The following is a 14,020-nucleotide window of genomic DNA, read 5'->3' as shown; positions in this document are numbered from 1 at the left end:
GACGGTGAGGCGGTGTCGTAGTACACGCTCCTCGAGGGTCATCTGCCCACCCCTTCCCAAGGTCTTGATGGTACCAAAACCTCGGTTGGAGATTGGGCGATGGCCCTGCTGGTTTCACGACGGCCAAGCCCTCAAGTGCAAACACTTGCATTCCGACAGGACAGACTAGGGCGCATTGGGTGGGCGCTCGCTGCGGCCTGACTCCCGGGCCATGTCCACCAGAGGCTGCAGCAGCCGGGTGAACTCCATCGGGAAGATGAACTTGGTAGACGCGCCCTCTCCCAGGGCCTTGAGGGCCTCCAGGTACTGCAGGGTCATGGTCTTGCTGTCCACGTTGCGGGCCACCGAGTAGATCTTGTCCAGGGCCAGGGAGAAGCCCTCGGCCCGCAGGATGGCCGCCTGGCGGTCGCCCTCGGCCTTGAGGATGGCGGCCTGCTTTTCGCCCTCGGCCACCTTGATGGCCGCCTCCCGCTTCCCGTCGGCCTCGGTCACCAGGGCGCGGCGGTTGCGCTCCGCGGACATCTGCTTGGTCATCGCCTCCTGCACTTCGCGCGGGGGCAGGATTTCGCGGATCTCCACCGTGGTGACCTTGACCCCCCACCGCTCGGTGACCTCGTCCAGCTTGGCCCGCAGGACCTGGTTGATCTGCTCCCGCTTGGCCAGGACGTCGTCCAGGGAGATGTCGCCCACCACCGCCCGCAGGGTGGTGGTGGCGATCCCGCGGGCAGCCCCCGCGAAGTCGGCCACCTGGATGACCGACTTCTCCGGATCGAACACCTTGAAGTAGATCAGGAAGTCGATGTTGATGGGGGCGTTGTCCTTGGTGATGCAGGTCTGGGAGGGGATCTCCAGGAAGAACTCCCGCAGGTCCACCCACACCGCCTTGTCCACGATGGGGATCAGAAAGACCAGTCCGGGGCCCCGCTGGCCGATGGCCTTGCCCAGGCGGAACACCACCAGGCGCTGGTACTCCCGGACCACCTTGATGGCGGCGCTGATGATGGAAATGCCCACGATGATCGCCGCCACCGCCAGGGCGAACGTGGTCAGCACACCCGGCACGGCTGCACCTCCCCGGACCGGCTGTACGCGGCCCGGCCTGTTATTCTTCCGGGGGCGGGGGCGGGACTCCTACTGCCCGGGCAGGATCGCCCGGAGAGATGCGGGTCACCGGGGGGTGGGACGATGTACGTGATCGGGGTCGACCTGGGCGGCACCAAGATCCTGACGGCGCTGGTCGAGCCCTCCGGGGATGTGCGGGCGCGCCGGCGGGTGGCCACACCCCAGGCAGGGCCCGAGGCGGTGGTGGAGGCCATCGCCGCGACCGTCGAGGGAGTCCTGGCCGACGCCAGTCTGCCCCGCGCCGACTGCCTGGGGGTGGGGGTGGGAGCGCCCGGCCCCCTGGACCCGCAGACCGGCGTGGTCTACGAGCCGGCCAACCTTCCCGGGTGGCGCGACGTACCCCTGGCCGCCCTGCTGGCCGCGCGGCTGGGCCTGCCCTGCCACGTGGAAAACGACGCGAACGCCGCGGCCGTAGGCGAGTGGTGGGTGGGGGCCGGCCGGGGTGTCGCCGACCTGGTCTACATCACCGTCAGCACCGGCATCGGAGGAGGCATCATCCTGGGCCACCGCCTGGTGCAGGGCTGCAGCGGCACCGCCGGGGAGATCGGCCACACGGTGGTGGACCTGGACGGGCCGGTGTGCGGGTGCGGGCGGCGCGGGCACCTGGAGGCGCTGGCCTCCGGGCGCGCCATCGCCCGCATGGCCGCCGAGGCGGTGGCCGCGGGGCGCCCGACCTCCCTCGCGGCCCTGGGGGCGGACCCCGCGCGTCTGTCCGCCGAAGTCGTGGCCCGGGAGGCCGGCCGGGGCGACGCCGTGGCCCGCGAGATCTTCGAGCGGGCGGGGTTCTACGTGGGGGTGGGGGTGGCCAACCTGCTCAACCTTCTCAACCCCCGGCGGGTGGTGATCGGCGGAGGCGTGAGCAAGGCCGGGGCGTTGCTGCTGGACCCGGTGCGGCGGACGGCCCGCCAGCTCGCCTTCGAGCGCCCCGCGCGGGATGCGGAGATCGTGCCGGCGGCCTTGGGCGACGACGCCGGGGTCGTGGGGGCGGCGGCGGTGGTCCTGCAGCGGACGGGCGCCCTGGGGGTGCCGGGGGCGGAGGGGTGAGGGCGGGTCCTACCGTCCGGGGGAGGCGGCCGACGCCAGCGCGGCCAGGTCGATGCGGCGCTGCACGAAGTTGGTGTACACCTCGCCCCGGCGGAAAAAGGCGTTGTCCAGCACCATCAGGTGGAAGGGAATGGTGGTGGGCACCCCCGCGATCTCGAACTCCTGCAGCGCGCGCCGCATGCGGGCGATGGCCTCGGTCCGGTCGGCTCCCCACGCGATGACCTTGGCCACCAGAGAGTCGTAGTAGGGCGGGATGGTGTAGCCGGCGAAGGCGTGGGTGTCCACCCGCACCCCGGGCCCGCCCGGCGGCACGAACGCGGTGAGGGTCCCCGGCGCCGGGCGGAAGTCGTGGCGCGGGTCTTCGGCGTTGATCCGGCACTCGATGGCGTGCCCCCGGAACTCCACCTCCCCCTGGTGGAGGGTGAGGCGCTCCCCGGCGGCGATGCGGATCTGCCACTTGACGATGTCCACCCCGGTCACCATCTCGGTCACCGGGTGCTCCACCTGGATGCGGGTGTTCATCTCCATGAAGTAGAAGTGGCCGTCCCGGTCCACCAGGAACTCCACGGTGCCGGCGCCGGTGTAGTTGATGGCGTGGGCCGCGCGCACGGCGGCCTTGCCCAGGGCCCGCAGGAAGCGGTCGCGCAGGCCCGGCGGCGGCGACTCCTCCAGCAGCTTCTGGTGCCGCCGCTGGATGGAGCAATCCCGGGCCCCCAGGTGGATGATGTTGTGGTGGGCGTCGGCCAGGATCTGGACCTCGATGTGGCGGGGTTCCTCCACATACTTTTCCAGGTAGAGCTCGCCGCTGCCGAAGGCCGCCTCGGCCTCCGCCTGGGCCGTCTGCAGGGCCCGCCGCAACTCCTCCCGGGTGTGGACGATCCGCATTCCCCGCCCTCCCCCGCCGGCCGAGGCCTTGACGATCAGGGGAAAGCCCAGGGAGCGCGCCAGCTCCCACGCCTCCGCCTCGCTGCGCACGGGTCCGTCGCTGCCGGGGATGACCGGCACGCCGGCGGCCTTCATCCGCTGCCGGGCCGCCGCCTTGTTGCCCATGGCGGCGATGGCCTCGGGGGAGGGGCCGACGAAGGTGATGTTGACGTCCCGGCAGATCTCGGCAAAGTGCGGATTCTCGGCCAGGAAGCCGTACCCGGGGTGGATGGCGTCCACCCCCAGCAGCTCCGCCGTGCTCATGATGTTGGGAATGTTGAGGTAGGAGTCCGCCGCCGGCGGGGGGCCGATGCAGAATGCCTCGTCGGCCATCCGCACGTGCAGGGCCCCGCGGTCGGCCTCGGAGTAGACGGCCACCGTGCGGATCCCCAGCTCCCGGCACGCCCGGATGATCCGGACGGCAATCTCGCCCCGGTTGGCGATCAGCAGCTTACTGAACATCCCGCGGGCCTCCGCGCCGGGGCGGGGAGGGCCCCGGGGGCGGACCGCCGGCGCCGGGGGTCAGGCCCCGTCCGCCGACGTGTCCACCAGCATCAGGGTCTGCCCGTACTCCACGGGGGCGGCGTTCTCCACCAGGATGCGGGCGATCCGGCCCCGGACCTCGCTCTGGATCTCGTTGAACAGCTTCATGGCCTCGATGATGCACACCGTCTGGCCCGGCTCCACCAGGTCTCCCTCGCTGACGAACGGCGGCGCGTCGGGGCTGGGGGCGCGGTAAAAGGTGCCGACCATGGGGGCGGTGATGGCCACCAGGTGGTCGGGCTCCGCCGCCGGCAGCGCTCCGCCCGCCGGTGCGGGGGCGGGTGGGCCGGCCGGCGCCGCGGGCGCCTTGGGTGTCGCCGCGGCCGCCTTCTTGACCGAAATCCGCAGGGTGGGCGACTGGACCTCCAGCTCGGCGATGTCGGCCGCCTCGCTGGCGATCTGGATCACCGCCCGGATCTGGTCGAGGTCGAGCCGGGAATCCTCGCTCACGCCATCCTCCCCTCTTCCCTCTTCCCTCGTCCCTGTTCCTTCTTCCTGCCCCTCACGGCGCCACCTCCACCACCCGGCCCATCCGGCGGTACTTGGCGTACCGGCGCTCCAGCAGGACCTCCACCGGCGTCTGCCGGAGCGCCGGCAGGTGGCGGCCCAGGGCGTCCCGCACCGCCACCACCGCCGCATCGGGATCGGCGTGGGCGCCTCCGGGAGGTTCCGGGACCACCTCGTCCACCACCCCGAGGGCCAGCAGATCGGTGGCGGTGAGCCGCAGGGCGGCCGCCGCGTCCTCGGCCCGGGAGGCGTCGTGCCACAGGATGGCGGCGCACCCTTCGGGGGAGATCACGGTGTACACGGCGTGCTGAAGCATCAGGATCACGTCGCCCACCCCGATGGCCAGGGCGCCGCCGCTGCCGCCTTCGCCGGTGATCACCACCAGGATGGGGGTGCGCAGGCGGCTCATCTCCTGGATGTTGCGGGCGATGGCCTCGGCCTGGCCGCGCTCTTCGGCTTCGTCCCCCGGGTACGCTCCGGGAGTGTCGACGAAGCTGAGAACCGGATAGCGGAACTTCTCCGCCAGGCGCATGGCCCGCAGAGCCTTGCGATAGCCTTCCGGATAGGGCATCCCGAAGTTGCGGGCCACGTTTTCCCGGGTGTCCTTTCCTTTATTGTGGCCCACCACCACCACCGGCTCCCCGTCGAACCGGGCCAGGGCGGCCAGCAGCGCCGGGTCGTCCCGGTAGAGGCGGTCGCCGTGCAGTTCCATGACGTCGGTGAACAGGCCCGCCAGGTAGTCCACCAGCCGCGGCCGCTGGGGGTGGCGGGCCAGCTGGACCACCTGCCAGGGGGTGAGGGGACCCGCGGGCGGTCCGTCCCGGTCCGGGGGGAGGGAGGTCATGGATGCGCGGGGGCCGGTTCCGGCGGAGCCGCCCGGGGAGCTCCGAAGAAGGACAGCAGCCGCGCCAGGGTGGACCGCATCTCCGCCCGCGGCACCACCATGTCGATCAGCCCCTTCTGCAGGCAGAACTCCGCCGTCTGGAAGTCGTCGGGCAGCCGCCGGCGGATGGTCTGCTCGATGACCCGGCGGCCGGCGAACCCGATCAGCGCCCCCGGTTCGGCCAGGATGACGTCTCCCAGGAACGCGAACGAGGCGGTCACCCCGCCGGTGGTGGGGTCGCACAGGACCGAGATGTACGGGATCCCGGCGTCGTGGAGGCGCCCGACGGCGGCGCCGGTCTTGGCCAGCTGCATGAGGGACAGCACGCCCTCCTGCATGCGGGCGCCGCCCGACGCCGAAAAGACGATCAGTGGCAGCCGCGACTCCCGCGCCCGCTCGGCGGCCCGGGCCACCTTCTCGCCCACCGCCGAGCCCATGGACCCCCCCATGAAGAAGAAGTCGAGCGCACCCACCACCGCCCGCCAGCCCTCGATGGTTCCCTCGCCCGTCAGGACCGCCTCGGCCCGGCCCGTGCGGGCCCGGGCTTCGGCGAGTTTGGCCGCGTAGCCCTCAAAGGCCAGGGGGTCGGTGGAGGTGAGCCCGGCGTCGTACTCCCGGAAGCTGCCGGGGTCCAGGGTGATCTCCAGGCGTTCGGCCGCCGACAGGCGGTGGTGGTACCCGCACCGGGGACACACCCGCAGGTGGCGCTCCAGTTCCTTGCGGTAGACGAGTTTCTGGCACCGGGGGCAGCGGGCCCACAGGCCCGCCGGCATCTCGCGGCGCTGGAGGGATCCATACTTGGGGCGGCGCAACCAGTTCAGCACGGTGCGCGACGGTCACCGAAGGTGGTTTGATTATATCCCAGGCTCCCGAGGCCCGGCAAACACCCGCCCGCACTCTGTGCTCTCTTCCTCTTTCCCCGTTCCCTCTTCCCTCGTTGTTATAATGGATGCGTCCTCACGGGAGGGTGACACCATGAGACTGTCCGCAACGCCGGGAAGCCTGCTGGTCGTCCTGCTGGCCGCCGCCGTGGTGGGCGGAGGCCTGGGCTCGGCGGTCCTGCCCCGCTACGTGGGAGGCGCCGTCGCCCCCGCGCCGCCCGCGGCTCCTCCCGCTCCCGCGGCCGCGCAGGCTCCCCCGCCGCCCGCGGCGGGATCGGCGGGCCTGCTGGCCGAGGAGGCGGCCATCATCCGGGTGGTGGAACGCGTGCGGCCGGCGGTGGTCAACATCGACACCGTGGCCCAGGTGCAGACCTTCTTCGGCGTGTTTCCGCAGGAAGGCGCCGGGTCGGGCGTGATCGTCAGCGAGGACGGCTACATCCTGACCAACAACCACGTGGTGGAGGGCGCCCAGCAGATCCGGGTCACCCTGCTGTCGGGGCGGACGTTCGCCGCGCGCGTGGTGGGCACCGACCGGTTCAGCGACCTGGCGGTGGTGAAGGTCACCACCCCTGAGCGCCTGCCGGCCGCGCAGCTGGGCCACTCCAGCACCCTGCGGGTCGGCCAGCTGGCCATCGCCATCGGCAACCCCTTCGGGCTGGGGCACACGGTCACCGTGGGGGTGATTTCCGCCCTCAACCGCAGCATCCAGGTGCCGGGTCTCGTCATCGAGAACCTGATCCAGACCGACGCGGCCATCAACCCCGGCAACAGCGGAGGGGCCCTGGTGGACAGCAGCGGGGCGGTCATCGGCATCAACACGGCCATCGTGCCCCAGGCCCAGGGCATCGGGTTTGCCATCCCCATCGACAGCGCCCGGGCCATCATGGACCAGCTCATCCGCAGCGGGCGGGTCATCCGCCCCTACGTGGGTGTGGTGTGGGGCGGGGACGTGGACCGCAGCATCGCCCGCCAGTACAACCTGCCCGTGGATCACGGGGTGATCGTGCGGGACGTGGATCCGCGGGGGCCGGCGGCGGCGGCGGGCATCCAGCCGGGGGACATCATCGTCGCCGTGGACGGGCGGCCGGTGGCCAACTGGAACGACTTCATCCGGGAGCTCTTCACCCGCCGCCCGGGCGACCGGGTGCGCCTGGACATCGTCCGGGACACCTCGCGGCGCACCGTCGAGGTGATCCTGGCGCAGAGGCAGTGACCACCTACACCTATCAGGCCGCCAGGCAGCAGGCGCTGGACGCGGTGCGGGCCGCGCTGGACAGCCTCGCGCCCGGGGCGGCCGCCGACCTCTCCCTGCCGGCGTCCGTGCCGCCGGCGGGCGTGGCGGCCGATCTGGCCGTGCCCTGCTTCGCCCTGGCCGCGCGCCTGCGGCAGCCGCCCGCGGAGGTGGCGCGCCGTCTGGCCGAGGCGGTTGGGGCGGGCCCGCTGGTGGCCGAGGCGCGGGCCGAGGGCGGGTACCTCAACATCGCCTTCGACCGTCCGCCGGTGGCCCGGGGCGTGCTGGACGAACTGGCCGCCCTGGGCGGCCGCTACGGCAGCACCGACGCCGGAGGCGGGCGCGCCGTGGTCATCGACTACTCCTCGCCCAACGTGGCCAAGCCCATGTCGGTGGGGCACCTGCGGTCCACCATCATCGGCGACGCCCTGTACCGGCTGTTTGCCTTCACCGGCTACCGCCCGGTGGGGGTGAACCACATCGCCGACTGGGGAACCCAGTTCGGCAAGCTCCTGTATGCCTTCCTGACGTGGGGGGATCGGGAGGCCTACCGGCGCGACCCCCTGCGGGAGCTGCTGCGGGTGTACGTGCAGTTCGAGCGCGAGGCCGAGCGGGACGCGTCCCTGGAGGAGCGGGGACGCGAGTGGTCCCTGCGGCTGGAGCAGGGGGACCCCCAGGCCCGGGCCCTGTGGCGCGAGTTCGTCGACCACAGCCTGGCCGCCTTCAACCGCATCTACGATCTGCTGGAGGTGCGGTTCGACCACGTGCTGGGCGAGAGTTTCTACGCCGACAAGGTGGGCGAGGTCATCGAGATGGCGCTCCGGGCCGGGGTGGCGGTGGAGGACGAGGGGGCGCTCATCATCCGCCTGGACGACGTGGGCATCTCGACCCCGCTGGTGCTGCGGCGGCGGGACGGCGCCACCCTGTACGTCACCCGGGACCTGGCCGCCGCCATCTACCGCATCCGCACGTGGAATCCCGTCCAGCTGATCTACGTGGTGGGCAGCGAGCAGCGGCTGCACTTCCAGCAGCTGTTCGCCGCCCTGCGCAAGCTGGGGTTCACCCAGGTCACCTACGCCCACGTGGACTTCGGCCTCATCACGCTGCCCGAAGGCCGGATGAGCACCCGCCGGGGCCGGGTGGTGTTCCTGGAGGACGTGCTTTCGGAGGCCATCGCCCGCGCCCGGGCGCTGGTGGACGCCAAGAACCCCGAGCTGCCCGAGGACGAACGGGCCGAGGTCGCCCGGATCGTGGGCATCGGCGCCCTCAAGTACGCCGACCTGTCCCAGAACCGGGTCAAGAACATCACCTTCGATTGGGACCGCATGCTGTCCCTGGAAGGGGACAGCGCCCCCTACCTGCAGTACACCTACGTGCGGGCCCGCGGCATCCTGCGCCGGGGCGGCGCCGAGGCCCTGGAGGGGCCGTTCGACCCCCGGGTGGCGGAGGGGGCCCGGGAGTGGGCGCTGCTGCGGTCCCTGGGGCGGTTTCCGGACGTCGTGTGGGAGGCCACCCACACCTACTCGCCGCACCTGGTGGCCAACCACCTGTACGATCTCGCCCAGGCGTTCCACGCCTTCTACCACGAGGTTCCGGTGCTGCAGACCCCCGACCCGGGACTGCGGGCCACCCGGGTCAGGCTGGTGGCGGGGGTGGCCACCGTCATGCGGACGGGACTGGGGTTGCTGGGGATCCGGGTGCCCGAGCGGATGTGAGGAGGCCTCCGGTAGGGTATAATACATGGCGTAAGGTGGTGGCCCGGCAGGGATTCGGGCAGGGTGCAGCGAACCCGGTTCCCCGGTTCTGGACCAGATTCCCCGATCATCCGATGGTTGTGACGCCGCCGGCCTGCCCCGGCCTGTGAATCCGCACACGCCTGGAGGGCGGTGAACCGCAGGTCGGCGCGCGGTGCCTGTCGCCGTTTTCCCCACAGGACGGCCGATGAGGTTGACATCACCGATGACCACGCAGGTGCGGAGGGGAGTGCGGGTGGCGCTGGCGGCGGGCCTGGTGGCGGTCCTGGCCGCCCCGACGGCCTGGGCGGCGATCTTCACCGACATCCTGGGGCTGCCGGCCCAGCGGGCGATCGAGCGGCTGGCCGCCCGGGGCATTGTCCGGATCCCGCCCGACGGGAAGTTCAACCCCTCGGCGACGGTGCCCCGAGTGGAGTTGGCCGTGCTGATCTCGCGGGCTCTGGGGCTGTCAGGGCAGGGGGTGTCCCTGCCGGCGTTCGCCGACGCCGGCGAGATCCCCCCCGAGGCCCGGTCCGCGGTGGCGGCCGTCACCAACCTGGGGACCGTCTCGCCGGCCCGGGTGGAGGTGCGCAAGGGCGCGGTGGTGTACACGTTCTCCACCGACAAGACCCTGTACGGACCCGCCGAGACCATCGAATTGAGGTTCACCATTACCAACACCGGAAAGGAGAACGTCACCTTCGAGTACGCCACCTCGCAGCTGTACGACTTCATCATCACCGACGCCCGGGGGACCGAGGTGGCCCGGTGGTCGCTGGGGCGAGCGTTCCTGCCCCTGTCCGGCCCGGTGACCCTGGCCGCGGGCAAGTCGTTCGAGTACGTGACCCGCTGGAAGCAGCTGGACCAGAACGACGAGCCGGTGCCGCCGGGCCGCTACCGGATGACCGCCGTCCAGACCACGGTGCGGGACCCCACGGCGCTGTCCCTGGTCCTGCACCGGGGCGTGCTGCCCGGATACCCCGACAACACGTTCCGGCCCCGGGCGGAGGTCACCCGGGCCGACCTCGCCGCGGTGATGGTCCGCCTGCTGGGGTGGGGGGAGGTCTCCGCCCGCCCTCTGGCGGTGGCGGACGCGGCGGAGGTCCCCGAGTCCGTGCGGGGGGAGGTGGCGGTGGCCGTGGAGCGGGGCGTGGTGCCCCCGCGGGCCGACGGCACCTTCCAGCCCCAGCGGCCGGCCACCCGGGCGGAGGTCGCCTGGGCCCTGGACAAGTTGATGGACACCCTGCAGCGGTACGACTTCTCCCGGGGGATCCTCAAGGACATCCGGGTGGGGACGCCGACGCTGATGGTGATCGAGGACCCCTCCCGGGCCCAGCGGACCTACCGGGTGGCGCGGGCCCACGCCGTCTACCGGAATAACGCGCCCGCGCAGCTCGCGGACCTGCGCCCCGGGGACCAGCTGCTGTTCCTGAAGGTGGGGGATGCGGGCGACGTGGCCTACATCGAGGCCACCGGCCCCTAGGAGGAGGCGCCCATGAAGTTCTTCCTGGATACCGCCAACCTGGAGGAGATCCGCACCGCCCACCGGTGGGGCATCCTGGATGGGGTGACCACCAATCCCACCCTGGTGGCCCGGGAGGGCAAGGACTACCGGACCGTGGTGCGGGAGATCGCCGCCGTCACCGACGGCCCCATTTCGGTGGAAGCCACCACCGACCGGGCCGAGGAGATGATCGCCCAGGGGCGGGAGTACGCCACGTGGGCCCCGTCGGTGGTGGTGAAGGTGCCGGCCACCACCGAGGGGATCATGGCGGCCGCCGCCCTGACCCGGGAGGGTATCCGGGTGAACGTGACCCTGGTCTTCTCGGTCAACCAGGCCCTGCTGGCGGCCCGGGCCGGCGCCTACTTCGTGAGCCCCTTCGTGGGGCGCCTGGATGACGCGGGCCACGAGGGCATGCAGGTGGTGCGCGACGTGGTGCAGGTCTACCGGACCTACGGCTTTTCGACCCAGGTCCTGGCGGCCAGCCTGCGCCACCCCCTGCACGTGACCCAGGCGGCCCTGGCCGGGGCCCACATCGCCACCATGCCCTTCAAGGTGGCCGAGATGCTGTTCACGCACCCTCTGACCGAAGCGGGTCAGGAGCGGTTCCTGGCCGACTGGCGCGCGCTGCAGGCCGCCCTGGCCCAGCGGCGGACGCCGGTGTAGGTCGTCTACCGCCGGCGACCGCAGGGGTATACAGGCACGCGGAGGTGGATGGGCAGTGTCTGCCATCGCCGAACTGGAGGCCAAGACGCTGGACGAGCTCCAGGAGATGGCCCGGGAGCTCAACATCGCCAACTTCCGGCGCTACCGCAAACAGGAGTTGATCATGCGCATCCTGCAGGCCCAGACCGAGCAGTCGGGGTTGATGCTGCGCTCGGGCATCCTGGAGATCATGCCCGAGGGCTACGGCTTCCTGCGCACCAGCGGGTACCTGCCCGGCCCCGAGGACATCTACGTCTCCCCCTCCCAGATCAAGCGGTTCGGCCTGCGGGTGGGGGACGAGGTCCTGGGCCAGGTCCGGCCTCCCAAGGACAACGAGAAGTACTATGCCCTCCTGCGGGTGGAGGCGGTCAACGGGCTGGACCCCGAGCAGGCCCGCACCCGCCCCGACTTCGAGAAGCTCACCCCCGTCTTCCCCTACGAGCGCATCAAGCTGGAGACCAACGGGGACATCACCACCCGCATGGTGGATCTGTTCGCGCCCATCGGCAAGGGCCAGCGGGCCATGATCGTCTCCCCGCCCAAGGCCGGCAAGACCACCCTGCTGAAGAAGATCGGCCAGGCCATCGTGGCCAACTACCCCGAGATCTACGTGATCGTGCTGCTGCTGGACGAACGGCCCGAGGAGGTCACCGACATGCGGCGGTCGGTGGAGGCGGAGGTTGTGGCCTCCACCTTCGACCGCCCCCCGGAGGAGCACATCCAGGTGGCCGATCTGGTCCTGGAGAGGGCCAAGCGGCTGGTGGAGGGCGGCCGGGACGTCGTCATCCTGCTGGACAGCCTGACCCGGTTCGCCCGCGCCAACAACCTGGTGATCCCGCCGTCGGGCCGGACTCTGTCGGGCGGCCTGGACCCGGCGGCCCTGCACCGGCCCAAGCGCTTTTTCGGCGCCGCCCGCAAGATCGAGGAGGGGGGCAGCCTGACCATCGTGGCCACGGCCCTCATCGACACCGGCAGCCGCATGGACGACGTGATCTACGAGGAGTTCAAGGGCACGGGCAACATGGAGCTGCACCTGAACCGCAAGCTGCAGGAGCGGCGCACCTTCCCGGCCATCGACATCAAGATGAGCGGCACCCGCCGGGAGGAGCTGCTGCTGACCGAGGATGAGCTGCGCAAGGTGTGGGTCCTGCGCAAGAGCCTGGAGCAGCTGGACACGGTGGCCATGACCGAGCTGATCCTGGACCGGCTGCGCAAGACCCCCACCAACCAGGCGTTCCTGCGGTCCATCGTCAAGAGCTCCGAGGAAGACCTGCAGTAGCTGTCCGTCGCCCCGTCTAGGGCACCCGGCCACCGGGCAGGATTTCAGTGCCCCGAGGCGAATCCGGAGGGGCAGATACACCGGCACAGGCGGGCTGGCAGGATGCGGCTGTGCCGCCCTCTGACACACTCCCTCGGCAGGACGGGCTGGACGCGGGTGAGCGATGCGGGCGACGGCGCGGCGATACTGGGGTGGGCTCCTGCTGGTGGGTGCACTGCTCCTCCCCGGATTTGGCGCCTCCGGCGTCGACCTCACCTGGTCCGGTCCTCCGCCTGAGTTTCCATTCCTGGAGACCGTCACGGCCCGCAACCAGGGGCTGCAGAAGCTGTCGGCCATTGCCCCGGCCCTCACCCTGACCCCTCCCCTGCCGTCGGCCGCTGCGATGCGCCCCTCCCCGCAGGAGGAGGCGGTGGACGCGTCCCGCGCCGTCGCCACCGCCGCCGGCCTGGAGGGTCAGACGGTGGTGGTTGTCCGGGAAGGGCAGACGCTGTGGGAGATCGCGCGCGCCCACGGGGTGGCGGTGGAGGCCCTGGCCGCCGCCAACGGAATCGGAGACGAGGACGTCATCCACGTCGGCCAGCGGCTGGTCATCCCTGGCGCGTCTGCGGCGGCGCCGGCGGCGGGACGTCCCGCGCGCCCGGCGTCCCGACCCCGTGGCGGGCGCTCGGTGACGGTGGTGGTGGAGTCCGGCCAGACCCTGTGGGACCTGGCCCAGACGTACGGGGTCCCGGTGGACGCCATCGTGGAGGCCAACGGCCTGTCGGGCGACCTGATCCGGCCCGGGCAGCGCCTGGTGATCCCCGGCGTGGCGGCCGGTGCGCCCCGGAGGGTGGCGGCCGCCTCCCGCCCCCCCGGCGCAGTCAGCATCGCCCGGGGATTCCTCTGGCCGGCCCGGGGAAGCCTGCGGTCGCGCTTCGGGTGGCGGTGGCAGCGGCACCACGACGGCATCGACATCGCGGCTCCCTACGGGACCCCCATCTACGCGGCCAAGGCCGGGCGGGTGGTCTTCGCCGGCTGGTACTACGGCTACGGCCGCACCGTCATCCTCGACCACGGCAACGGCGTGACCACCCTCTACGGCCACGCCAGCCGCCTGCTGGTGCGCGTGGGCGACCAGGTGGACGCCGGACAGCCCATCGCCCTGGTGGGGTCCACCGGGTATTCCACCGGCCCCCACCTGCATTTCGAGATCCGCGTCCGCGGCCGCCCCCTGGACCCCCTCAAGTACCTCTAGCTGCGGAGGCGCATCGCGCTTCGCCGGTTCCCGATCCCGGCCGTGTTGCCCGTCCCCGCCGGGCGTGGTACAATGCCTCGGCGTGCGGGCGGCCGGGACGCCGCTCCCCGAGGTGATCGTCGATGAAGAAGGGCATTCATCCTCCGTACTACCAGGCCACGGTGGTGTGCGCCTGCGGGAACACCTTCGTCACCGGGTCCACCAGGCAGATGATCCGGGTGGAGATCTGCTCCCGCTGCCACCCGTTCTTCACCGGACAGCGCAAGTTCGTGGACGCCGAAGGCCGCGTGCAGAAGTTCGCCAGGAAGTACGGGATGAAGGTGTAAAGAAGGGAAAAGGGAAGAGGGAAAAGGGAAAGGGAAGAGGGAAAAGGGGAACGGCTGAGGGCATGAGCGGGTGCAGGGGAAGGGGAGGAGTCTCTCCCCTTCTTTGT

The 14,020-nt window shown here is 71.4% G+C and carries 13 protein-coding genes; 8 read left to right on the top strand and 5 right to left on the bottom strand.

Annotation, left to right across the window (positions count from 1 at the left end):
- Positions 1–165: 165 nt before the first annotated feature.
- A complete protein-coding gene (locus tag RB150_08250; GenBank protein MDQ7820526.1) occupies positions 166–1,062 on the bottom strand; it encodes an SPFH domain-containing protein in 897 nt (298 codons plus the stop codon).
- 123 nt (positions 1,063–1,185) lie between these two features.
- On the opposite strand from RB150_08250, the gene RB150_08245 reads away from it, so the two are divergent.
- Entirely contained in the window at positions 1,186–2,166 is a 981-nt protein-coding gene (locus RB150_08245; GenBank protein ID MDQ7820525.1) for an ROK family glucokinase, read from the top strand.
- A gap of 9 nt (positions 2,167–2,175) precedes the next feature.
- On the opposite strand, the gene accC is transcribed toward RB150_08245, so the two are convergent.
- From accC to accD, 4 genes are read right to left on the bottom strand one after another with little or no spacing between them, the layout of a single operon-like run.
- Positions 2,176–3,552, bottom strand: a complete 1,377-nt coding sequence (gene accC, locus RB150_08240; protein ID MDQ7820524.1) for an acetyl-CoA carboxylase biotin carboxylase subunit — start codon at positions 3,550–3,552, stop codon at positions 2,176–2,178.
- Between the two features lie 60 nt (positions 3,553–3,612).
- Positions 3,613–4,083 carry an acetyl-CoA carboxylase biotin carboxyl carrier protein gene (accB, locus tag RB150_08235; protein ID MDQ7820523.1) on the bottom strand — a complete coding sequence of 157 codons (471 nt, stop codon included), beginning with the start codon at positions 4,081–4,083 and terminating at the stop codon, positions 3,613–3,615.
- Positions 4,084–4,135: 52 nt separating this feature from the next.
- Positions 4,136–4,984 (bottom strand): acetyl-CoA carboxylase carboxyltransferase subunit alpha, encoded by an 849-nt coding sequence (locus RB150_08230; GenBank protein ID MDQ7820522.1) that lies wholly within the window; start codon positions 4,982–4,984, stop codon positions 4,136–4,138.
- The gene (gene accD, locus RB150_08225; GenBank protein MDQ7820521.1) at positions 4,981–5,847 is read right to left on the bottom strand and encodes an acetyl-CoA carboxylase, carboxyltransferase subunit beta; all 867 of its coding nucleotides are present in this window, start codon (positions 5,845–5,847) and stop codon (positions 4,981–4,983) included. Before accD ends, RB150_08230 begins: the two co-directional genes overlap by 4 nt.
- A gap of 151 nt (positions 5,848–5,998) precedes the next feature.
- Here accD and RB150_08220 point away from each other — a divergent pair, with 151 nt between their 5' ends.
- The 7 genes from RB150_08220 to rpmE all read left to right on the top strand — a co-directional run bounded on the left by RB150_08220 (position 5,999) and on the right by rpmE (position 13,913).
- Entirely contained in the window at positions 5,999–7,117 is a 1,119-nt protein-coding gene (locus RB150_08220; protein MDQ7820520.1) for a trypsin-like peptidase domain-containing protein, read from the top strand.
- Positions 7,114–8,850 (top strand): arginine--tRNA ligase, encoded by a 1,737-nt coding sequence (gene argS, locus RB150_08215; GenBank protein ID MDQ7820519.1) that lies wholly within the window; start codon positions 7,114–7,116, stop codon positions 8,848–8,850. The genes RB150_08220 and argS overlap by 4 nt, the downstream gene beginning before the upstream one ends.
- A 244-nt stretch (positions 8,851–9,094) precedes the next feature.
- The gene (locus tag RB150_08210) at positions 9,095–10,351 is read left to right on the top strand and encodes an S-layer homology domain-containing protein (GenBank protein MDQ7820518.1); all 1,257 of its coding nucleotides are present in this window, start codon (positions 9,095–9,097) and stop codon (positions 10,349–10,351) included.
- A 12-nt stretch (positions 10,352–10,363) separates the two neighbouring features.
- Complete coding sequence (gene fsa, locus RB150_08205; GenBank protein ID MDQ7820517.1) at positions 10,364–11,035, top strand: fructose-6-phosphate aldolase; 672 nt, start codon at positions 10,364–10,366, stop codon at positions 11,033–11,035.
- 55 nt (positions 11,036–11,090) lie between these two features.
- Complete coding sequence (gene rho / locus RB150_08200) at positions 11,091–12,353, top strand: transcription termination factor Rho (protein MDQ7820516.1); 1,263 nt, start codon at positions 11,091–11,093, stop codon at positions 12,351–12,353.
- A gap of 163 nt (positions 12,354–12,516) precedes the next feature.
- A complete protein-coding gene (locus tag RB150_08195) occupies positions 12,517–13,587 on the top strand; it encodes a peptidoglycan DD-metalloendopeptidase family protein (GenBank protein ID MDQ7820515.1) in 1,071 nt (356 codons plus the stop codon).
- A 122-nt stretch (positions 13,588–13,709) separates the two neighbouring features.
- Complete coding sequence (gene rpmE, locus RB150_08190; protein MDQ7820514.1) at positions 13,710–13,913, top strand: 50S ribosomal protein L31; 204 nt, start codon at positions 13,710–13,712, stop codon at positions 13,911–13,913.
- Positions 13,914–14,020 lie beyond the last annotated feature (107 nt).

The sequence above is a fragment of the Armatimonadota bacterium genome (assembly GCA_031081675.1).
GTDB lineage: Bacteria > Sysuimicrobiota > Sysuimicrobiia > Sysuimicrobiales > Kaftiobacteriaceae > Calidihabitans > Calidihabitans tengchongensis.
This window is presented reverse-complemented; position numbering and strand designations above follow the sequence as displayed.

Coding starts and splice junctions, on each gene's coding strand:
- rpmE (MDQ7820514.1), top strand. CDS start 13,710: ATGAAGAAGGGCATTCATCCTCCGTACTACCAGGCCACGGTGGTGTGC.
- RB150_08230 (MDQ7820522.1), bottom strand. CDS start 4,984: ATGACCTCCCTCCCCCCGGACCGGGACGGACCGCCCGCGGGTCCCCTC.
- RB150_08220 (MDQ7820520.1), top strand. CDS start 5,999: ATGAGACTGTCCGCAACGCCGGGAAGCCTGCTGGTCGTCCTGCTGGCC.
- accC (MDQ7820524.1), bottom strand. CDS start 3,552: ATGTTCAGTAAGCTGCTGATCGCCAACCGGGGCGAGATTGCCGTCCGG.
- fsa (MDQ7820517.1), top strand. CDS start 10,364: ATGAAGTTCTTCCTGGATACCGCCAACCTGGAGGAGATCCGCACCGCC.
- RB150_08195 (MDQ7820515.1), top strand. CDS start 12,517: ATGCGGGCGACGGCGCGGCGATACTGGGGTGGGCTCCTGCTGGTGGGT.
- RB150_08245 (MDQ7820525.1), top strand. CDS start 1,186: ATGTACGTGATCGGGGTCGACCTGGGCGGCACCAAGATCCTGACGGCG.
- RB150_08210 (MDQ7820518.1), top strand. CDS start 9,095: ATGACCACGCAGGTGCGGAGGGGAGTGCGGGTGGCGCTGGCGGCGGGC.